The following is a 20,106-nucleotide window of genomic DNA, read 5'->3' as shown; positions in this document are numbered from 1 at the left end:
ACGCTATATACTTTCTTTAGCGCATCATTTTTGTTAGGTTTGGTCAGCGCCCTATCCTAAGCTTTTGCACCGGCCCGGGGCCTTGCCGCCCGCTGCCGCCCGAGAGCCTCACCGCCTTTTGCCCTACTCTCATGGATAATATGCCCACTCAGGAGCTGGAAGCCCTTCGCTACATCCGCTACGAGGCCCACGAGGCCATCGGCTACATCACTCTGAACCGCCCCGACAAGCGCAATGCGCTCAGCTTCGACATGGTTTCGGAGCTGAAGCAAGCCTTCGAGTTTGCCGAAGACGACGAAGCCTGCAAGGTCATCGTGCTGCGCGCCGAAGGGGCCGCGTTCTGCGCCGGGGCCGATCTGGCCTACATTCAGGAGCTGCAGGGCTTCGGCTACACCGATAACCTGGCCGACTCGACCCACCTGATGCAGCTCTTCCACCAGATCTATACCCTCAAAAAAGTGGTCATCGGGCAGGTGCAGGGCCACGCGCTGGCTGGCGGCTGCGGCCTGGCTACCGTCTGCGACTTTGCCTTTGCCGTGCCGGAAGCCAAATTCGGCTACACGGAAGTGAAAATCGGCTTTCTGCCCGCCATCGTGAGCGTGTTTTTGCTGCGCAAGATCGGGGAGGCCCGCACCAAGCAGCTGCTGCTCACCGGCGAAATCATCTCGGCGCAGGCCGCCGCCGATTTCGGCCTGGTCAATTTCCTGGTTCCCAAAGAGGAGCTGGCCGCGAAGGTATACGAGTTTGCCCGCCGCCTCTGCGTCGAAAATTCCGGCCAGAGCATGGAGCTGACGAAGGAAATGCTGGCCCGCATTCCGGAAATGCCCCTGGAAGACAGCCTGCGCTACGCCGCCCAGATGAACGCGGCGGCCCGCGGCTCCGCCGACTGCCGTCGTGGTATCGCGGCGTTTCTCAACAAGGAAAAAATAGTCTGGAACTAGCCGGAAAGCACGGCTGTATGTCGGGAGGGCCAAAAGTAGAGGCAGAGCGGTAGCTTTGTTTCGGCTTTTGGCCTTCCCGCTTTTTTAACTTTCCCCGTCCAATTCGGTTTGGCTCCTATGACAACGCTAGCTGCCGTAGGCATCACTACGGCCACTTTTCTGGGAATGGAGTTCGTGGCGTGGTTCATGCACAAATTTGTGCTGCACGGGGCGCTGTGGTTTCTGCACCGCTCGCACCACGTGCGCCACCCGCACCACTTCGAGCGCAACGACTTCTTTTTTCTGTTCTACGGGGCGCTGTCCATGCTGTGCATTATTTACGGCTCGCCCACCAAAGACTGGCGCTTCTGGGTCGGCATTGGCATTGCGGCCTACGGCAGCGTGTATTTCTTCGTGCACGATGTGCTGATTCATGGCCGGCTGCGCTTCTGGCGCAAATCGGGCAATGCGTATCTGCGGGCGCTGAACATGGCCCACAAGATGCACCACAAAACCACCGGCCGCGACGGCTCCCAGGAGTTTGGGATGCTGTGGGTATCGCCGCGCTATTTTGCGCTGGCCTGGCGCAAACCGGCCCCCAAAGTGCGGGGCCGCATATCATCACATCAGTAGGGGGGCGGCATTTTGGGACAATTTTCGATCAGCGACCTGGAAAACCTCTCCGGAATCAAGGCGCACACCATCCGTATCTGGGAGCAGCGCTACGGCATTCTGCGGCCCGAGCGCACCCCCACCAACATTCGCCTCTACCGCGACGACGACCTGCGCCGCCTGCTGAATGTGGCCACGCTCTGCGGTCAGGGCCACCGCATCTCGAAAGTGGCCCGCCTCAGCGACCAGGAAATAGCCGCCGCCGTCATTTCCTGCTCCGACGACGCGCACGACTACGCCCGGCAGGTAAACTCGCTGCTGGCTGCTATGCTGGAGCTGGATGAGCCCCGGCTGTACCAGCTGCTCAGCGAGGCTGTGCGGCAGCTGGGCTTTGAGGCGGCCATTTTGCACGTGGCCTACCCATTTTTACAGCGCATTGGCATTCTGTGGCAAACGGGCAGTGTGAACCCCGCCCAGGAGCACCTGGTGGCCAATATTCTGCGGCAGAAAATGCTGGCTGCCACCGATGCGCTGCCGCCCGTGGCACCGGCCGCGGCGCGGCGCTGGGTGCTGTTTTTGCCCGAAGGCGAAATGCACGAGCTGGCGCTGCTGTTTATGAACCATGCGCTGCGGGCGCGCGGGCACCACGTGCTCTACCTGGGGCAGAATCTGCCCGCGGCCGAGCTGGCAGCCGTGTGCCGCGCCTATCAGCCCTACGCCGTGTGCACCGTGCTGACGGCTGTGCCCGAGCGCGACCAGGTGCAGGATTTTGTGAACCAGCTGGCCCGCAACTGCCCGGATGTGGCACTGATCCTGTATGGGCCATTGGTGCAGGCCCAAACCAGCCTGACGCTGCCGCCCAAAGCTATTCGGCCCGCGCTGATGACCGAATTCCTGGCCCTGGCCGATCAGTTGGACGCACGTTCCAACCAGTAGCACGCTCGTTCCATAAAGTTGCCCATTTCATCTGGCGGCTGCAATAGCGGCCGGGAAGCCGGGCCGGTAGTAGCGGCGGCTTGATAGGGAAGCAAAATTACGCGCTGCTGTTCGTCGTGCAGAAACCCTGTTTCGTCTCCCCGAATAGGATGCAAGCCGAATAAGTGGGGCTAATGAAGGCGCCAAGTTGTGCGGTTCGTACCTTGTCGCCGTATTCATGTACCAACATACGAGCCGGCCGGGAGCGAGGAATATTTTCCCTCTTTTGCTAGTTGATATCTAAACCGTCTCGTATATTTGTTTAACCTTCTGCCACGAAACGCTAAACAGTATGACCTCTTTGGAATTCACCGATCAAGTACAGAAGATTTCCTACTCCCTGAAGCCCGTGGCGATGAACCTGACGCGCGATGCCGACGATGCCAAGGATTTGGTGCAGGAAACACTGCTGAAAGCCATGCTGAACCAGGACAAGTTCAAGGCAGGGACCAATTTGAAGGCGTGGTTGTACACCATCATGCGCAACACCTTCATCAACAACTACAACAAAATCACCAAGCGCAATAGCAATATTGACAGCACGGAGTACTTCCAGTACTTCAACACCGACGAAAACTACATTACGCACAACGGTGCCACTTCCGATTTCGTAGTAACCGATATCAACGAAGCCATTGCCAGCCTCTCGGCCGACTACCGGACTCCGTTTATGATGTACTACATCGGCTACAAGTACCTCGAAATAGCCGAGAAGCTGCAGATTCCAATTGGTACTGTCAAGAACCGTATCCACATTGCCCGCAAGGAGCTGAAGGATGCGCTGAAGGTCTATGCCCCCGGCGTGTAGGGAATAGGGAGAGAGTACAACTTGCGCCCTGGGTGTAGAGCGGGCCGCGAATGACACAGCCGAAAGGTGGTGCCGCTCGCGGCCCGTTTTTTTGAGCATAATCTGGGCCGCCGCCCGCCAGTTGGCGCTAATTGCGCCGCCGGTGGTAGCTTGCAGGCTTCACAACACAACTGTTCTTTTGGCTATTTCCACTTCCAAACAAGTTCTTGTTATCGGGGCCGGCTTTGCCGGGCTTTCGGCGGCCACCGCGCTGGCCCAGCGCGGCTACCGCGTCACGGTGCTGGAAAAAAACGAGGGGCCGGGCGGCCGGGCGCGGGTGTTCCGGGCGGCGGGCTTCACGTTCGATATGGGTCCAAGCTGGTACTGGATGCCGGGCGTGTTTGAGCAGTATTTCGCCCGTTTCGGCAAAAAAGTGGCCGACTACTACGACTTGGTGCGCCTGGACCCGTCGTACCAGGTGGTTTTTCCCGGCGACGACGCGGTGGATATTCCGGCCCGGATGGCGGATATCCGGCAGCTGTTTGAAAGCATTGAGCCCGGCAGCGCGGCCCAGTTGGACGAGTTTCTGCGGCAGGCGCAGTATAAGTACGAAGTCGGCATCAATAAATTCGTGCACATGCCCGGTCGCTCCGTACTGGAGTTTGCCGATCCGCGCCTGCTGGTAGATGCCGTGCGGCTGGATATTCTGCAGAGTATGCACAAGCACGTCCGGCGCTTTTTCCGCCACCCGAAGCTGCTACAGCTGGTCGAGTTTCCGATTCTGTTTCTGGGGGCTACTTCTCAGAATACGCCCGCGCTGTATTCTTTGATGAACTACGCTGATCTGGCGCTGGGCACCTGGTACCCGAAGGGTGGGATGCACAAGATAGTAGAGGGCATGGTGCAGCTGGCCCAGGAGCAGGGCGTAACGCTGGAATACAACCAGGAAGTGCAGGAAATCCGGGTCGAGAAGGGCCGCGCCACCGGCGTGCAGACCGCCGCCGGCTTCCGCCCCGCCGATGTAGTAATTGCCGGGGCCGACTACCACCACGCCGAGCAGCAGCTGCTGAAGCCCGAGTGGCGGCACTACGATGAGGCCTACTGGAACTCGCGCACGATGGCCCCGTCGTCGCTGCTGTTTTATCTGGGCGTGAGCAAGCGCCTGCCCAAGCTGCGCCACCACAACCTGTTTTTCGATGAGGACTTTGAGCAGCACGCCCACGAGATATACGAGGAGCCGCAGTGGCCCAGCAAGCCGCTGTTCTACGTGTCGGCCCCTTCCCAAACCGACCCCACAGTAGCACCCGCCGGCCACGAAAACCTGTTCCTGCTCATGCCCGTGGCCCCCGACCTAGCCGACCCGGAAGAAACCCGTGAGCGGTATTACCACCAGATGATGGACCGTCTGGAGCGCCACGTGGGCGAGAATATCCGCGACTTCGTAGTGTTCAAGCGCAGTTACGCCCACCAGGATTTCGGGGCCGACTACCACAGCTACAAGGGCAACGCCTATGGCCTGGCCAACACCTTGCGCCAGACGGCCATCCTGAAGCCCACGCTCAAAAGCAAGAAAGTGAGCAACTTGTACTTCACGGGCCAGCTCACTGTGCCCGGCCCCGGCGTGCCACCCTCGCTCATCTCGGGTCAGGTAGTGGCGAAGGAAGTGGAAAAGGAGTTTTCAATTAAAAATTGAGAATTAAGAATTGAAAATTGCGGGCGTTTGGAATCTGGAAAGAAGAATTGGCGGCAGCAGCCAATTTTTAATTCTTAGTTCTCAATTTTTTAATTGACTCAAAGTGGACCACGTTGCTCTTTTTGACCAGACCAGTCTGGCCTGCAGTAAGCTGATTACCAAACGGTATAGCACTTCTTTCACGCTGGGTATCCGCACGCTCGACCGGCGGTTTCACCTGCCGGTGTATGCCGTGTATGGCTTTGTGCGCTGGGCCGATGAAATCGTGGATACCTTCCACGACCGCGACAAGGCGGCGCTGTTTGCCGATTTCCGCCGCCAGACCTACGAGGCCCTCGAAACTGGCTTCAGCCTGAATCCGGTGCTGCACTCGTTTCAGCTGATGGTGCGCCGGTACGGCATCGACACCGAGTTTATCGAGGCCTTTCTGAAGAGCATGGAAATGGACCTGGAAGACCGCAGCTACCACCAGGGCATGTACGAGGAATACATCTACGGTTCGGCCGAAGTGGTGGGGCTTATGTGCCTGCGCATCTTCTGCGAGGGCGACGCGGCCCTGTTTGAGCACCTGCGCGAGCCGGCCCGGCGGCTGGGCTCGGCCTTCCAAAAGGTCAATTTCCTGCGCGACATCCGCTCCGACTACGAGGAGCGGGGCCGCGTGTACTTTCCCGGCGTGCGCTACGAGCAGTTCGATGATGCCGTGAAGCGCGAAATTGAGGCCGATATCCGGGCTGATTTTGAGGCCGGCTACGCGGGCATCGTGCAGCTGCCGCGGGCGGCACGGCTTGGCGTGTATCTGGCCTACGTGTATTATCTGAAGCTTTTTCACAAGATCCGGCAGCTGCCGGCGGCACGAATATTGGGTGAGCGGGTGCGCGTGCCCGACAATACCAAGCTGCTTTTATTGATGGGTTCGTACTTTCGCTACCGCCTGCGGGCCATTTGATCCACGAACTTTTGCCGCGTGAAGCTGCCCTTTCGCTGTTGCCTTTTCGTTTTAACTGGCTGCCTGACCGTTGCCGATCCGCAAGCTGGTTCGGCGTCCGCCCGTCAATTCAAGATTCAAGATTCAAAATTCAGAACTCCCAAAGTGTCCTACGCCGTTTCCAACCTGCGCCGCCAGTACCAGCAAGCCGCCACCGACAAGCAGGCCGGCGAGAAGTTTTACCAGTTGATGGCCGCCTACACCGAGCAGGATGCCGTGGTACTGGCCTACAAAGCCGCCGCCGAAGCTATTCGGGCCCGCGACGCTTCTATGTTCAACAAGCTGACCTACGTGCAGAATGCCAGCAAGCAGTTTGACCAGGCCGTGAAGCTGGATGCCGACAACGCCGAAATCCGCTTTCTGCGCCTGAGCGTGGAAAGCAACCTGCCCGCCTTTCTGGGCCTGAGCCAGCACGTGGACGAAGACCGGCAATTCCTGGTAAAAACCCTGCTGACGCACCCCAAGTCGGGCCTCGATGCCGAATCGTTTGCCCTGGTGCGCTCCTTTATGGTAGAACGCGGCCATGTGAGCGAGGCCGATGCCCGCAAGCTGGAAGGGATGGCGGGCTAGCTGGCCAGCCGCATTTCAGTTGTGCCAAAAAGCCGCGCTGGTTAGCTACGCGGCTTTTTTGGGTGGGTTTTTGGGCGTGGCGGCGAAACAAAGTAAGCGCCGGGGAGTATTGCCAGGGCACGGCCGTAAGCTTGGCATTAGTTCGGCACTAGACAGACGGAGCACAGGTTTCGCGCCTGCCGGCGGGAATCCTGCCGGGCTGCCCGGAACCGCATCTGCTGCGCATGGCGTATCTTCTGCAGCCGTGGAGCCCAACCATAACTTTCTGCCCGCTTCCTTGGTTTCCGAGACATGCCGCACCACCTGAGCGTCCGCATCGACCCCAACTCCGGCTTCTGTTTCGGTGTCATCTATGCCATTCAGATGGCGGAGGACATTCTCGACGAGCAGGGCTACCTGTATTGCCTCGGCGACATTGTGCACAATGACGAGGAAGTGCAGCGCCTGGAACAGCGCGGTCTGCGCATCATCGGCCACGACGAGTTTGTGCAGCTGCGCGGCGAGGCCGTGCTGATTCGGGCCCACGGCGAACCGCCCAGCACCTATCAAACGGCGCTGCAAAACAACCTGACGCTGATTGATGCTTCGTGCCCGGTGGTGCTCAAGCTCCAGAACCGCATCAAAACCAGCTACGACAAGCAGGACAAGATCTTTATTTATGGTAAGCACGGCCACGCCGAAGTGCTGGGTCTGCTGGGCCAGACTGGTGGTGATGCCGTGGTGTTTGAGAACCTGGCTGAGCTGCTGAGCCACGAGCTGCCCCCGAACATCACGCTCTACAGCCAGACCACCAAGAGCACCGACAGCTTCTACCGCATCAAGGGCGAGCTGGAGCAGCGCGGCTACCAGATAAACGCCAACGACACTATCTGTCGGCAGGTAAGCAACCGTGATAAGGATCTGCGCCGCTTCGCCGCCCAGTTCGACCAGATTGTGTTCGTGTCGGGCACCAAAAGCTCCAATGGCAAAGTGCTGTACCAGGTCTGCAAAGACACCAACGCCAGCACGCACTTCATCTCCAAAGTGGAAGAGCTGCGGGCCGAGTGGTTTCAGCCGGGCCAGTCGGTAGGCATCTGCGGGGCCACCAGCACGCCGCTGTGGCTGATGGAAAACGTGCGCGACGCGCTGCTGGCCTTGTGAGGAGCGGGGGCTGAGTTGGTAAAATTGTGAAATTTTGCGGCCGGCCACGCTGTTGGCCTGGCTCTGTAGCTCTTCGTATGCCTCTTGCCCAAACTTATACTTCCGTCCCTGCTGCGCTTGCCCGCCGCGTGCAGCCCGCGCCGCTGGGCCACCGGGGCGTAGCTATGGCGCTGCTGATTATCGGCAGCTGGGCGGCGCTGCTCACGTTTCTGCTGGCTTTCTACCGTCCCGACTGGGCCACGCCCTGGCCCTACCTGTTGGTGCTGGCTCAAACCCACCTCTACACTGGCCTGTTCATCACCGCCCACGATGCCATGCACGGCGTGGTGAGCCCCAGAAAATGGCTGAATAATGCTCTGGGGATGGTCACGGCGCTGCTTTTTGCCTTCAACTGGTTCCCACGGATGCTGCCCAAGCACCACCAGCACCACCGCCACGTAGGCACCGCCGCCGACCCCGACTTTCACAACGGCCGTCACCCCGGCTTCCTGTTCTGGTTTGCCCGCTTCGCCTGGAACTACGTGACGTGGTGGCAGATAGCCTTGATGGCCCTGACTTACAACCTGCTCAAGCTGGCTTTCCCGATGGCCAATGTCATTGCCTTCTGGATGGTGCCGGCCGTGCTGGCCACGCTGCAGCTGTTCTTTTTTGGCACCTACCTGCCCCACCGCGGCGAGCATGCCCCCGACAACGCGCACAAGTCGCGGAGCCAGCTGCGCCAGCACGTCTGGGCCTTCGTGAGCTGCTACTTTTTCGGGTATCATTACGAGCACCACGACCAGCCCTACCTGCCCTGGTGGCGGCTGTGGCAGGCCAAAGAAGCGGGGTAGTGCTTCGGGTTGACTATAAAAATAACCAGTTGGAACAGGATCTTATATCAGCTGTTTTTTCGGCGCGCGAGTCAAAAAATCGGTTCAGGCTTGCCTTATTTTATAATAGAGAATTTATATATTACGCAGAATAAGGAAAGTCTTTGTTGAAACCTGACTATGGTAGGTCGGGTGGTGCGAGTCCTGTTGGTACACTGGCCATGAAGTTATTTTCGTCGGCGCGTACAGGGCTTGCTTGGCGGACGGTGGTGCCGTGGCGAGCTGTGTGGGTGTTATTTGCAGCCAGCATAAGGCCCTCTTTGGCGGCTGATATGCCGTTTTTGGCAGCTTCCGGCATTCTGGCAACTGTATTTTCTGCCGCGCTTTCAGGTTCACAAAGCTCGGTGCCCCTGGCAGCCATTGGGCTGCAAAGCCCACTGCTACGGGCCCAGCAGACCCTGCGGCAGGCCCGGCTGCACGGCCAGCCATCGGCCATAGCTGCCGCCCACTTGGCGCTGGCGTACGCCCAGCAGCGCTTGCACAACTACGACCAGGCGCTGCGCCACTTCCGGGCGGCGCGGCGGCTCTACCAAAGCCGGCACCGTTATTTGCGCAGCACCGAAGTCCTGCGCCAGATTGGCTACGTGCAACACACCCAGGGCGACACCGGGCAGGCCCGCCTCAGCTACCAGGGGGCGCTGGCGGGCTTCACACGCCTGCACAGCTCTGCCGGCACGGCCTTGGTTTACCAAAACATGGGGCGGCTCTACGGCCAGCAGCAAAAGTGGCCCCAGGCCCTGCGCAGCTACGAGCGGGCTCTGGTGGCCTGGCAGCAGCTGGGCCGCCGGTCGGAAACGGCCGGTGCCCTGGCGGCTATTGGCTTGGTGCATAAGCAGCAGCAGCAATACAGCCGGGCGCTGTACTATCTGCGGCGGGCCCTAGGCCAGGGGCAGCAGGGCCCGGATAGTATGCGGGTAGGGGAGGCGCTGGGGGGCATTGCCGAAGTATATCAGGCCCTGGGCAATCAGGAGCTGACGGATCAGTTTTATACCCAGGCACTGCAAAACCTGCCCCGTGCTACTTCGCCCGAAACCCAGGCCCGGATGCTGCAGGCGCAGGCTCTGGCGAAGGAAGCCCTGGGCCAACGCGGAGCCGCGGAGTTGCTGCTGCGCCGGGCGTTGCCGCTGGCTGACTCCTCCAAGCTGCTGCTTAGCGGCCTCTATCAGCATTTGGCCGCGCTGTATCGGCGCGCCGGCAACTATCCGCAGGCGCTGGCTGCCCTCACGCGCTATGCCGGCCTGCAGGACACCGCGTTTGCCGAGGAGCGCCGCGCGCAGGTGGCTGAGCTGCAGACGCGCTACGAAACCGAGCGCAAGGAGCGGGCCATTCAGCTGCTCACCAAAGACCAGCTTATTCAGCAGGCCAACCTGCGGCGGCAGCTGCTGCTGCGCAACGGGCTGGCGGCCGGTGCGCTGGTGCTGCTGGGGCTGGCCGTGGTGCTCTACCGAAGCCGGCGGCAGCAAGCCCGCGCCAATCTGCTACTGGAGCGCAAGAATGCCGCCATCAGCCGGCAGAAGGAGGAGCTAAGCCGCTTGAACACAACCAAAGACACGCTCTTTTCCATCATCTCGCACGACCTGCGCAGCCCGCTCAGCTCGCTGTATTCGCTGTTGTCGTTGCTGAATATGGGGAATCTGCCGCCCGCGCGGCTGGCCGCGCATTCTGAGCGGCTTTCCCGCACCCTCGACAGCACGTTGCGCCTGCTCGATAATCTGCTCAACTGGTCGGCGGCGCAGATGCAGGGCCGTGGCGTACGGCCCGAGCCCATCCGCCTCGATGCGCTGGTGGAAGAGGGTCTGACCTTGCTGCTGGGCGATGCGGAACGCAAGAAAATACTGCTGCTGAACCAAATGCCCAGCCCAGCCCTGGCGCGGGCCGACCTGAACATGACGCGCCTGGTGATACGCAATCTGCTCAGCAATGCCATCAAATTCACGCCCGAAAACGGCACCGTCACGGTATCGGCGGCCCGGGTTGGCACGTGGTGGGAGGTGTCGGTGGCCGATACCGGCATCGGCATTGCGGCCGCCGACTATGAGAAAGTTTTCGGCGCGGGCGGGCTGCACTCCACGCCCGGCACGGCCCGCGAAAAGGGCACCGGCCTGGGCCTGCTGCTCTGCAAAGATTTTGTGGAGCGCAATGGCGGCCGGATTTCGTTTGAAAGCCAGCCCGGCGCGGGCACCACATTCCGCTTCACGCTGCTCACCGCCCGCACCAAGCCCGCCCGGCCCGAAAATCAGCTTACAAGTGCTGCCGCCGAATCAGTGAGTGATTCACGATTCGCTCCGTGACCCGCTCGCGGTAGGTCTGGCCCAGGGGCAGCGCGTGGCCGCCCACCCGCACTTCCTGGGTGCTGACGGCTTCAATCTGGGCCGCATTGACCAGATAGGAGCGGTGCGTGCGCACAAACAGGCCCGGCGGCAGCTGCTCTTCCAGGTTTTTCAGGTTCACCAGCGTGAGGTGGGTCCGGCCGTCGGCCGTGTTTATTTTGGTGAAATCCTTCAGGGCTTCAATGTAGAGCACTTCGCGGTAGTGCAGGCGCACGAACTGCGCATCGGTGCGAATAAAAAAGGAGCCCCAACCCGCCAGCGCCTCCTGGCTGTCATCGCCGTTGGGATGGGCGGTCCGTAGGATGCTCGAAACCTTGTTGACGGCTTTTAGGAACCGGTCGAGGGATATAGGCTTGAGTAAAAAGTCGATGACATCCAGATTGAAGCCTTCCATGGCATACTGCGGATAGGAGGTCATGAGCACTACCAGCGGGGGCTGCTGCAGCGAGCGGACCAGATCCAGGCCGCTGAGGTGGGGCATGGTCACATCGGAGAAGAGTACCTGCACGTCGTTGTTCAACAGATAGCTGTGGGCTTCGAGCGGGTCGCTGAACACTGCCTTCACATCCAGCACGCCGGTCATGGCCACGTAAGCCTGCAGCAGGTCCAGCACCAGCGGATCGTCGTCGAGTAGAAGGCAAGTAATCTTCATAGCGGAAAATAGGGCAGATGACCGGGGGTGAATATAAAGAAAGTCAAATTGATTCGTGCTATTGTTTAGAATAAGAAAGCGGCTGTGGTCCAGCTTGGGGGTGGTGCTGGTATACTTCTGACGGGGGTTGCTATACTTTATCAGATGATTGTCAAGGGCTTTGAGTATATTAAAACTGGTATATATGCTAGGCGAGCTCAGAGCCGTCATCAGGCATTTTGCGCCTTTTGCCCGGTTTTCCGCCTGGCGCAGCATCAGAGCAGGCTCACTTTTCGCGGCCATGAATACGAATACTTACTCCAGAACTTCGCTCACGGCCGTGCCACCCGTCATACTAGGGGTCGACCTTACTATTGCCAATCAGGAGAGCGTGCGGCGGTCGTTGCGCTCGGCTTTTGGCCTGAGTGCGCGGGCCATCAACCTGCGCATTGATCCCAGCATGGAGCTTATTTATCTGTGCGAAACCACTTTGCCCAACACGCTGCCCTGCCTAGCCACACTCACCGGCCCCGGCGTGACGGCCGTGACCCTGCGCACCGCCCGCCTGGAATGGCAGCCCGATGCGGATCATGCCATCGGGCGCGGCACCTCCACGCTGGCGGCGCTGGAAACCGGCACCTGCTTTCTGACCGCCAGCAGCCGTAAAATCGCCGTGGCCTCGTTCACCAGCCCCATGGTGCACGCCACGCACATCGACATGGACGTGCTGGGCCACCCTAATCTGCTGGAATATCTGCGTACGGAGTGGTTTACGCTGGAGCTTTCCGGCACCAACCGCCGCCGCCTCAGCCGGCCGCTGGCCTTCAAAACCGTGCTGGAGTTTGACGTGCAAATGGCCCGCGCCGCGCAGGCCTGAGAGTCGGCTTTTCACAAAAAGAGCCCCGTACGGTTGGTACGGGGCTCTTTTTATTGGGAACAAACCGGTTTACTCGGTGCCGGTATGAATGGCGTTGGTTTTCTTGCAGCAGTCGGGCAGGCGGTCGTAGGCGCGGGGCTCGGCGGGCTGGTCGTCGGCATCGTAGCCGGTGCGCTGCACGGCGGTGCGCAGCGCGGCGGGCGAGGTTTTGTCGGGGCGGTAAGCCACCGTGAGCATCTGGGTGGGCACGTCGAGGGTGGCCTGCTGCACGCCTTTTTCGTAGGCCAACGCTTTTTCCAGGCGGGCTTTGCACATGTCGCACACGGCCGAGGTTTTTAGCTGCAGCTGCTCGGTGGCGGGGCCTTTGGCTTTCACTTTTACTTTGGCCTGCGCCTGGGCGGCCTGGGCCGTGCAGAGCAGCAGCAGGGCAGCAAAAAGGCTTTTGAGAGAAGAAGACATATCGTTGGGAAAAGAGGAGAAAAATGAAGGCATAAGGCCGGATGAAAGCCTAACAACGCCGCAGCCGGAAGATTCCCGCTGCTCAGTCAAGTTTGAAGCGCAGGCCGGCGTAGGTAAGGCGGCCGAAAACCGGCCCCCACACCATCGCCGCATCGAAACCCGGCCCGAACGGCGTACTGGCCCCCAGGATAGGGTCGCGCTGGCGGTAGTTGGTGAAGTTTTCGGCCCCCAGATACACCTCAAAGCGCTTGAAGGCGCGGGTGGCCTGGGCATTGAACAGCGCGTAGCGGGGCGTGTAGGGCAGGGTGGTTTCGCCGGTGCCGTGCTGGTGGCCACCACTGCCGGGCGGGTGGGCCATGGGGCGGCGACCAAACCACTGGCCCGTCAGGTCGAAGCGCCATTTGTCGAACGCCGTGGCGTAGCCCAGGTTGGCGAACAGGCGGTGGCGCGGCGTTAAGGGCTTGGGCAGCAGCTGGCCGTCGTAGGTGGTGCGCACGTCGAGCAGCTTGTAGGCCGCCTTGGCCTGCAGTCCTTTCAGGGGCTCCACCTGCACTTCGGCCTGAAAGCTGCGCGAAAAAGAGCGCCCGCCGGGCTCCAGATTGTCGATAAGCAGCGCCGTGGGGGCCGTGTAGGGGTCGGCTACTACCTGGTTTTGGAACTCGGTGTGGTAGTAGTCGGCCACGAGGGTGGCGGAGCGGCCGGCTACGGTGAAGTACTGCGTGAAGCTGCCGCCCACGTTCCAGGCCCGCTCGGGCCGCAGCTGGTCGGAAACTACAAAGTCGCGGGCGCTGACCAGCATTCCGGTATTTTCGGCCAGGGGGTTGGCCGTGCGGAACCCGCGGCCGGCGGCCAGCCGCACGATGCTGGTGGGCGTGACGTCATACTTCACGTTGAGGCGCGGGGTCAGAAACCAGCCGTAGAGATTGTGGCGGTCGAGGCGCAGGCCGGCTACTACGGTCAGGTTGCGGGCATTCTGGTAGGTGTACTCGCCAAATGTGCCCGGCACCCGCTCGAAGCGGCGGCGGTTTTCGCGCCGATACCGCTCTTCAGGCGTTTCTATAGGGTAAATAAATCCATCCTGGTACAGCTCGCGGTAGTCGTCGTGCAGGTAGCTCAGGCCGGCGCGGTAGGTGTGGGCGGTAGTCCCGATGATGCTCTGAAACAGCAGCGTGGCCAGCCCGGTGCGCTGCGTGCCGTCGTAGGTGCGCCTGCCGTAGGCCGACTCGAAGGCGTGGCTGGTGCCGCTCAGCAGCAGCCCCAGGCTCTGGTAGGGGCGCCCGGGCCAGGTGTAAGAGGTTTTGGCGAAGCCGGTGTAGCGGTTGGTGGCCAGCGTGGTGCCGTAGCCGGAACCCGGTGTACGCTCGCGGAACGAAACCTGCCCGCCCTGCCGGGTTTCGCGCAGCGCTCCGAGCCCTGCTTCGCTCACCAGCCCCGAGCCCGACTTATATTTCCACTTGTTGAACAGATTGTACTGCGTGGCCAGCGGCAAATCCAGAAAGTTGTCGTCGTTGCGGTCGGCGCGGCGGCCCAGGTGGTCGGAGTGGAGCAGCAGGGCGGTGCTGATCTTTTTGCTGAGCGGCGTGGCCAGGTTCAGATTCAGGTCAAATTTGCCAAGGTCGTTGCCGTAGGCATTGAAGAGCAGCCGCTCGGTTTTGTCGGGCTCCTTCAGGCGCACGTTCACCTGGCCCGAAATGCTTTCGTAGCCATTCACCACCGAGCCCATGCCCTTGATGATGTCGATACTCTCAATCCAGGTGCCCGAGAGGTAGCTCAGGCGGTAGAGCGTGCTCAGGCCGCGCAGGGCCGGCAGGTTGTCTACGGTGAGCAGAGAATAGGCCCCATCGAGCCCCAGCAGCTGAATCTGCTTGGCCCCGGACACGGCATCGGTGGTCGAAACCTCCACGGAGGCGTTGGTTTCAAAGCTCTCGGCTAAGTTGCAGCACGCCGATTTGGTCAGGTCGCGGCTGCTGATGACCTGCGAATTGGTGGGCGTGAGAGCGGAATAGGCGAGGGCGCGGCCTTCTATCTGCACCCCGCCCAGCTCCTGCGAGCGGCGCAGCCGCACGCGCACGTAGGCATTGCCGGCGGCCAGAGCCAGCGTATCGGCGCGGTAGCCCAGGGCACTGACCACCAGGCGGGCTCCGGCCTGCGCGGGCCGCACCAGCGAAAACGTACCCGCATTGTCGGTGGTGGCGGCGGCGGCGGGAAGGGCGGCAGTGGCCGATAGCCAGCGCACCACCGCGCCAGGCACCGGAGTGGCCGCTGCCGCGTCGGTCACCTGGCCGCGCACGGGCGCGGCCAGCTCGGCCTGCGCCCACGCCACCGACGGGCCCAGCGCGCCCAGGCTGAGCAGGCAGAAAAAGCGGCGGCGGAGGCAGAGAGTCATAGCATCGGCAAAGATACGCCGCTGCCGCTCAGGTGCGAACGGGCTTAGGCGTTTACCGGGGCAAACGCTCAGGCAAGGGAGAAGGAAGGCTAAGACTGCCATTTTGGCAAACTGTACTTTCCACCTGCTCATCTGCGGCCCCCGGCACGCTGAGAAAGCAATTCAGAAGCTAAAAAATGCTGTTTCCAGCCTTTAAAAGCACTATTGGCGTAGTGGTAGAAAATGGTAAATCGTGGTTGCCTTTTCAGAGGTATTGTGTACTTTTGCTATCATCCGTTACCTGAGCTTCGCTCGCAGCCCTTGTCCATGCACCTTCTCTCCGGCGAATATGAATGCAAGCTGGACCCGAAAGGGCGGCTGGTGCTGCCGGCCAAGGTGAAGGCTAACCTGCCGGAAGCTTCCGGCAACCAGCTGGTGCTGGTGCGCGGCTTCGAGCCCTGCCTGGTGCTCTATCCGCGCGAGTCGTGGCGCGTGATTCATGACAAGGTGATGGCGCTGGACGAGTTCAACGAGGAGTACCGGCAGTTTCAGCGCAACTTTTTCCGGGGCATGACGGAGGTGGAACTGGACAACATCGGCCGCTTTATGCTGCCGCGCACCATGCTGCGCTACTCGGGCATCGAGAAGGAGGCCATCATCGTGGGGCTGGGCAACCGCTGCGAAATCTGGGAGCCGGAGAAGTATGAGGAGTACCTCATTAAGGATCAGCAGAGCTTCTCGAAGCTGGCTCAGAAATTTTTGACCCATGAAACCCCGCCCCTCGGCGGCACCCTGGCCGCATGAGTGAGCTTGAAAACGATACCGCCTACCACCGGCCCGTGATGCTGGCCGAGTGCCTCGAAGCACTGGCCATGCGCCCCGACGGCCGCTACGTAGACGTGACCTTCGGCGGCGGCGGCCACTCGGCCCGGATGCTGGAGCGCCTGAGCACCGGCCACCTCTACAGCTTCGACCAGGATGCCGATGCGGAAGCCGAGGCGGCGCAGCTGGCCCGGCCGCAGTTTACCTTCATCCGCGCCAATTTCCGCGACCTGCACGCCGAGCTGGCCCGCCACGGCGCGCTGCCCGTCGATGGGCTGCTGGCCGACCTGGGCGTGTCGTCGCACCAGTTCGATACGCCGGCACGCGGCTTCAGCACCCGCTTCGACGGCCCATTGGACATGCGCATGGACCCCGAGGGCCCGCGCACCGCCGCCGACATCGTGAACGACTACCCGGCCGCCGACCTGCACCGCATCTTCGGCATGTATGGCGAGGTGACCAACGCCCGCACCCTGGCCAACACCCTGGCCACGGCCCGGCGCGGCAACGCCATTCAGACCATTGGCGAGCTGAAAAAAGCCATCCAGAGCTGCATGCCCAGGGGTAAGGAAAACAAATACCTGGCCCAGGTTTTTCAGGCGCTGCGCATCGAGGTGAACGACGAAATGACGGCTTTGCAGCAGATGCTGGAGCAAACGGCACAAGTATTGCGCCCCGGCGGCCGGCTGGTGGTCATGTCGTATCACTCGCTGGAAGACCGGCTGGTGAAGAACTTTATGGCGAAGGGCAAATTCTTTGGTGAGGCTGAAAAAGACTTCTACGGCCACACGCATACGCCCTTCGAGGTGCTCACGCGCAAGCCGGTGGAGGCCTCGGCCGAAGAAGTAGCCCTGAACAGCCGCGCCCGGAGTGCGAAGCTCCGCGTCGCAATTAAAAATTGAGAAGTAAGAATTAAAAATGAATCGTTGGAACGCTCCTTTTCTTGGCTGCTATGCCCCGGCAACTCTTGGCGGCGTGCCAGCTGCTTTTTAATTTTTAATTCCTAATTCTTACTTGAGTCATGGCTACCAACACCATCAAACCCACCGCTGCCACGCCGCCCCGGCAGAATGTGCCCCGGGAAGCAGCGCCGCCGCTGCCGGTGGCTGAGCCGGTGGCCATGCCGGAGCCCGCGCCGGAACCCCGGCCCCGCGCCCCCAAGGCCGAAAAGGCGGCTCCGCGCAGCGCCTGGAGCGTATTTACGGTGCTGGAGCGCTTCACCCGGATGGACGACCTGTTTCGGGAGGGGCTGCCGGTGCGCTACCTGCCGCACGTGCTGTTCATTATGGGGCTCACGCTGGTGTACATCGGCAATACGCACTGGGGCAACCGCATGAACCGCAGCATTCAGAAGCTGCGCCTCGAAACCGAAGACCTGCGCGCCGACTACACCACCCTGAAATCGGACTACATGGAGGCCAGCAAGCAGAGCGAGGTGGCCCGCAAAGTGGCGGCCTACGGACTGGTGGAAAGCTCGTCGCCGCCATTCCGCATCAGCGTGCCCGCCGGCCGCCTCGATGAGGCCGAGCTGGACCGGATGCCCGTCATCAACGCCGACTCGCTGGCCGTGCTGGCCGCCCGCGACTCGGCCGCCACCGCCGATTCGGCGCGGGCACTGCTGCCCGCCCGCCGGGCCCGCACGGTGGAAGCGCCGCACACGGCCCCTAAAAAAGCAGCCAAGAAAGCCCCGGCCCGTTCGGCGGCAAAAACCCAAACCACTTCCAATCGGCCCCGCTAATGAAAGGAAGCGTTAAGAAATCCATTGTTACCCGCGTTCGGCTGGCCTTTTTGGGCGTGTGCCTGTTCTCGTGCGCCATTGTCTGGAAGGTGTCACGCATCCAGTTTAATGAGGGCGCGCGGTGGAAGGCGCTGGAGCAGGAGCGGCGCGTGGTGTACCAGCCCGTGTTTGCCACCCGCGGCATGCTGCTCTCCGACAACGGCAGTATCATGGCCACCTCGCTGCCCTTCTACCGCGTGGCCTGGGACCCAAGCGTGGTGGACGACAAGACCTTCCGCGCTGGCAGCGACTCGCTGGCGCTGATGCTTTCGCGCTTCTTCGGCGACCGGAGCCCGCAGGAATACCTGCGCAAGCTCAAGAATGCCCACAACCCCAAAGCCCCGGTGCGCTACGTGCGCCTGAACTCGCGGCAGATTAATTACCAGGAGAAAAAGCAGCTGGCGCAGTGGCCCATTTTCCGGGGCGGCAAAAACAAGGGCGGCGTCATTTTCGAGAAGGTGGACAAGCGCTTCCGGCCATTTGGCGGGCTGGCCCAGCGCACCATCGGCTTCCTGAACGAAGACAAAAACGGCGCGGGCCTGGAATTTACCTACAACCGCCACCTGGCCGGCAAAGACGGCGAGGCGCTATTTGAGCGCCTGCCCGGCGGCAACAAGCCCATCTACGACGGCACCGAAATCAAGCCCCAGCCCGGCTTCGACGTGAAAACCACGCTCGACATCAACCTGCAGGACGTGGCCGAAAACGCGCTGCTTAAGTCGCTGGTCGAGAACCGGGCGGCCTACGGCTGCGTGATTCTGATGGAAGTGCAGACCGGCGAAATCAAAGCCGTAGCCAACCTGGGCAAGGTAGCCGACGGCGTGTACCGCGAGGACTACAACTACGCCATTGCCGACCAGGGCCGCACCGAGCCGGGTTCCACCTTCAAGCTGGCCTCGATGATGGCGCTGCTGGAAGAGTTTCCGGAAATCTCGCTCGATGATACCGTGAATACCGGCCGCACCGGCTCCATGCGCATCGCGGGGGCCGTGAAAACCGACACCCACGCCTACGGGCGGCTGTCGGTGAAGCAGGTAATTGAGAATTCTTCCAACATCGGGGTGGCCAAGCTTATCAACGACCACTTCAGCACCAAGCCCGACAAATACACCGACTACCTGAAGAAGTTCGGGCTCGACAAGCCGCTGGGCTTCCAGATGGCGGGCGAGGCGCGGCCCTACGTGAAGGACCCCACGGACCGCTCCTGGAGCCGCACTTCGCTCAGCACCATGTGCATCGGCTACGAATTGAAGCTGGCTCCGCTCCAGACGCTGGCCTTCTACAACGCCATTGCCAACAACGGCGTGAAGGTGCAGCCCATGATTGTGAAGGAAATCCGGCAGGCCGACAAGGTGGTGGAGCAGTTTGAGCCGCAGGTGCTCATTCCCAAAATCTGCTCGGATGCCACGCTGGGCAAGCTGCGCCAGATGCTGGAAGGCGTGGTGCTGGAAGGCACCGCTAAGGCCATTAAAACGACGGATTTTTCCATTGCGGGTAAAACCGGCACGGCTTGGAAATTCAAGAACGGCCGCTACACGAAGATGTATTCGACCAGCTTCTGCGGCTATTTTCCGGCCGATAAGCCCAAGTACAGCTGCATTGTGGTGGTCGATTCACCGATTGGGGCCAACTGGTCGGGGGCGCAGACGGCCGCGCCGATTTTCCGCGAAGTGGCCGACAAGGCCATGGCCCGCGATAATGCCAGCCAGCGCCCGCTGCTGGCCCGCGCCCCGCTGAACAAGTCGCGCGTGCCCTCGGTGCGCGCCGGCCTGCAGGATGAGCTGACGCTGGTATGCCAGAAAATGGGCGTGTCGAGCCAGAGCCAAGCTTCCGGCGACGACTGGGTACGCGCCGCCACCACCACCGACTCCAACGCCAAGGCCGTGGAATGGCAGCCCGTGGCCGTGCGCCCCGGCCGCGTGCCCGACGTGACGGGCCTGACCCTGCGCGACGCGCTGTTTCTGCTCGAAAACCGCGGACTGCGCGTGCGGGCCGTAGGCAACGGCCGCGTGCGGCAGCAATCGGTGGAGGCAGGCAGCGCCATCCGGCGCGGGGCGGTGGTGGTGCTGGCCCTGGAAGCCATTGGCACCAAGCCCGCGGCCCCGGCCCCGGTGGCCATGCCGGCCTCGACCAAGCTGGCCGAAAACCGCCTGCTGCTGCCCGTGGAGGCTGATCCGACCCAGGCTAAGCCTAAGCCAGCCGTAAAGCCCAAGCCCAAACAGCTCACTCAGCAAGCCGGCCGACCGGCCGAGCCGCGGCCCCGGGCCTAGCCTTAGTACCCGATTTCCTTTTTT

The 20,106-nt window shown here is 61.5% G+C and carries 18 protein-coding genes; 15 read left to right on the top strand and 3 right to left on the bottom strand.

All coding sequences use genetic code 11. From position 1 onward, the window contains the following. Positions 1-131 precede the first annotated feature (131 nt). The 10 genes from BUB62_RS08435 to BUB62_RS08390 all read left to right on the top strand — a co-directional run bounded on the left by BUB62_RS08435 (position 132) and on the right by BUB62_RS08390 (position 10,842). On the top strand, positions 132-941 hold the full coding sequence (locus BUB62_RS08435; protein WP_084538936.1) for an enoyl-CoA hydratase/isomerase family protein: 810 nt from the start codon (positions 132-134) through the stop codon (positions 939-941). 117 nt (positions 942-1,058) lie between these two features. Next, on the top strand, positions 1,059-1,553 hold the full coding sequence (locus BUB62_RS08430) for a sterol desaturase family protein (protein ID WP_073108695.1): 495 nt from the start codon (positions 1,059-1,061) through the stop codon (positions 1,551-1,553). A gap of 12 nt (positions 1,554-1,565) precedes the next feature. Further along, positions 1,566-2,468 (top strand): MerR family transcriptional regulator, encoded by a 903-nt coding sequence (locus tag BUB62_RS08425; protein WP_073108692.1) that lies wholly within the window; start codon positions 1,566-1,568, stop codon positions 2,466-2,468. A 331-nt stretch (positions 2,469-2,799) separates the two neighbouring features. Beyond that, positions 2,800-3,315 (top strand): sigma-70 family RNA polymerase sigma factor, encoded by a 516-nt coding sequence (locus tag BUB62_RS08420; RefSeq protein WP_073108691.1) that lies wholly within the window; start codon positions 2,800-2,802, stop codon positions 3,313-3,315. Between the two features lie 178 nt (positions 3,316-3,493). Next, positions 3,494-4,987: a phytoene desaturase family protein gene (locus BUB62_RS08415; protein ID WP_234988658.1), complete on the top strand. Its 1,494-nt coding sequence runs from the start codon at positions 3,494-3,496 to the stop codon at positions 4,985-4,987. Between the two features lie 103 nt (positions 4,988-5,090). Continuing rightward, positions 5,091-5,933, top strand: a complete 843-nt coding sequence (locus BUB62_RS08410) for a phytoene/squalene synthase family protein (RefSeq protein WP_073108689.1) — start codon at positions 5,091-5,093, stop codon at positions 5,931-5,933. Positions 5,934-6,077: 144 nt separating this feature from the next. Further along, on the top strand, positions 6,078-6,542 hold the full coding sequence (locus BUB62_RS08405) for a hypothetical protein (RefSeq protein ID WP_073108688.1): 465 nt from the start codon (positions 6,078-6,080) through the stop codon (positions 6,540-6,542). A 291-nt stretch (positions 6,543-6,833) separates the two neighbouring features. Continuing rightward, positions 6,834-7,682 (top strand): 4-hydroxy-3-methylbut-2-enyl diphosphate reductase, encoded by an 849-nt coding sequence (locus BUB62_RS08400; protein WP_073108686.1) that lies wholly within the window; start codon positions 6,834-6,836, stop codon positions 7,680-7,682. Between the two features lie 77 nt (positions 7,683-7,759). Further along, positions 7,760-8,512 carry a fatty acid desaturase gene (locus BUB62_RS08395; RefSeq protein ID WP_073108684.1) on the top strand — a complete coding sequence of 251 codons (753 nt, stop codon included), beginning with the start codon at positions 7,760-7,762 and terminating at the stop codon, positions 8,510-8,512. A 383-nt stretch (positions 8,513-8,895) separates the two neighbouring features. Beyond that, positions 8,896-10,842, top strand: a complete 1,947-nt coding sequence (locus tag BUB62_RS08390; RefSeq protein WP_073108683.1) for an ATP-binding protein — start codon at positions 8,896-8,898, stop codon at positions 10,840-10,842. On the opposite strand, the gene BUB62_RS08385 is transcribed toward BUB62_RS08390, so the two are convergent. Further along, the gene (locus tag BUB62_RS08385; RefSeq protein WP_073108681.1) at positions 10,793-11,533 is read right to left on the bottom strand and encodes a LytR/AlgR family response regulator transcription factor; all 741 of its coding nucleotides are present in this window, start codon (positions 11,531-11,533) and stop codon (positions 10,793-10,795) included. The two genes, BUB62_RS08390 and BUB62_RS08385, sit on opposite strands and share 50 nt — an antisense overlap. Before the next feature lie 280 nt (positions 11,534-11,813). On the opposite strand from BUB62_RS08385, the gene BUB62_RS08380 reads away from it, so the two are divergent. After that, on the top strand, positions 11,814-12,389 hold the full coding sequence (locus BUB62_RS08380; RefSeq protein WP_143164088.1) for a hypothetical protein: 576 nt from the start codon (positions 11,814-11,816) through the stop codon (positions 12,387-12,389). A 69-nt stretch (positions 12,390-12,458) separates the two neighbouring features. Here the strand turns inward: BUB62_RS08380 and BUB62_RS08375 are convergent, their stop codons facing one another. Together BUB62_RS08375 and BUB62_RS08370 are read right to left on the bottom strand one after the other, a co-directional pair. Further along, positions 12,459-12,848, bottom strand: a complete 390-nt coding sequence (locus tag BUB62_RS08375; RefSeq protein WP_073108678.1) for a heavy-metal-associated domain-containing protein — start codon at positions 12,846-12,848, stop codon at positions 12,459-12,461. An 82-nt stretch (positions 12,849-12,930) separates the two neighbouring features. Further along, positions 12,931-15,234, bottom strand: a complete 2,304-nt coding sequence (locus BUB62_RS08370) for a TonB-dependent receptor (protein WP_073108676.1) — start codon at positions 15,232-15,234, stop codon at positions 12,931-12,933. A gap of 306 nt (positions 15,235-15,540) precedes the next feature. Between BUB62_RS08370 and mraZ the strand changes: the two genes are divergently transcribed. The 4 genes from mraZ to BUB62_RS08350 all read left to right on the top strand — a co-directional run bounded on the left by mraZ (position 15,541) and on the right by BUB62_RS08350 (position 20,082). Next, positions 15,541-16,017, top strand: a complete 477-nt coding sequence (gene mraZ, locus BUB62_RS08365; protein WP_073109664.1) for a division/cell wall cluster transcriptional repressor MraZ — start codon at positions 15,541-15,543, stop codon at positions 16,015-16,017. Further along, entirely contained in the window at positions 16,014-16,937 is a 924-nt protein-coding gene (rsmH, locus tag BUB62_RS08360; RefSeq protein WP_073108675.1) for a 16S rRNA (cytosine(1402)-N(4))-methyltransferase RsmH, read from the top strand. The genes mraZ and rsmH overlap by 4 nt, the downstream gene beginning before the upstream one ends. 119 nt (positions 16,938-17,056) lie before the next feature. After that, positions 17,057-17,773 (top strand): FtsL-like putative cell division protein, encoded by a 717-nt coding sequence (locus BUB62_RS18730; RefSeq protein WP_073108673.1) that lies wholly within the window; start codon positions 17,057-17,059, stop codon positions 17,771-17,773. Next, positions 17,773-20,082, top strand: coding sequence for a penicillin-binding protein (locus BUB62_RS08350; RefSeq protein ID WP_084538933.1), 2,310 nt, complete (start codon positions 17,773-17,775; stop codon positions 20,080-20,082). Before BUB62_RS18730 ends, BUB62_RS08350 begins: the two co-directional genes overlap by 1 nt. The last annotated feature ends 24 nt before the right edge of the window (positions 20,083-20,106 follow it).

The sequence above is a fragment of the Hymenobacter daecheongensis DSM 21074 genome, from assembly GCF_900141805.1.
GTDB lineage: Bacteria > Bacteroidota > Bacteroidia > Cytophagales > Hymenobacteraceae > Hymenobacter > Hymenobacter daecheongensis.
This window is presented reverse-complemented; position numbering and strand designations above follow the sequence as displayed.

Excerpts from the sequence above, each read along its gene's own strand:
- BUB62_RS08385 (WP_073108681.1), bottom strand. The coding sequence starts at position 11,533 with ATGAAGATTACTTGCCTTCTACTCGACGACGATCCGCTGGTGCTGGAC.
- BUB62_RS08400 (WP_073108686.1), top strand. The coding sequence starts at position 6,834 with ATGCCGCACCACCTGAGCGTCCGCATCGACCCCAACTCCGGCTTCTGT.
- BUB62_RS08395 (WP_073108684.1), top strand. The coding sequence starts at position 7,760 with ATGCCTCTTGCCCAAACTTATACTTCCGTCCCTGCTGCGCTTGCCCGC.
- BUB62_RS08420 (WP_073108691.1), top strand. The coding sequence starts at position 2,800 with ATGACCTCTTTGGAATTCACCGATCAAGTACAGAAGATTTCCTACTCC.
- BUB62_RS18730 (WP_073108673.1), top strand. The coding sequence starts at position 17,057 with ATGGCTACCAACACCATCAAACCCACCGCTGCCACGCCGCCCCGGCAG.
- BUB62_RS08370 (WP_073108676.1), bottom strand. The coding sequence starts at position 15,234 with ATGACTCTCTGCCTCCGCCGCCGCTTTTTCTGCCTGCTCAGCCTGGGC.
- BUB62_RS08375 (WP_073108678.1), bottom strand. The coding sequence starts at position 12,848 with ATGTCTTCTTCTCTCAAAAGCCTTTTTGCTGCCCTGCTGCTGCTCTGC.
- BUB62_RS08350 (WP_084538933.1), top strand. The coding sequence starts at position 17,773 with ATGAAAGGAAGCGTTAAGAAATCCATTGTTACCCGCGTTCGGCTGGCC.
- BUB62_RS08380 (WP_143164088.1), top strand. The coding sequence starts at position 11,814 with ATGAATACGAATACTTACTCCAGAACTTCGCTCACGGCCGTGCCACCC.
- rsmH (WP_073108675.1), top strand. The coding sequence starts at position 16,014 with ATGAGTGAGCTTGAAAACGATACCGCCTACCACCGGCCCGTGATGCTG.
- mraZ (WP_073109664.1), top strand. The coding sequence starts at position 15,541 with ATGCACCTTCTCTCCGGCGAATATGAATGCAAGCTGGACCCGAAAGGG.
- BUB62_RS08435 (WP_084538936.1), top strand. The coding sequence starts at position 132 with ATGGATAATATGCCCACTCAGGAGCTGGAAGCCCTTCGCTACATCCGC.
- BUB62_RS08430 (WP_073108695.1), top strand. The coding sequence starts at position 1,059 with ATGACAACGCTAGCTGCCGTAGGCATCACTACGGCCACTTTTCTGGGA.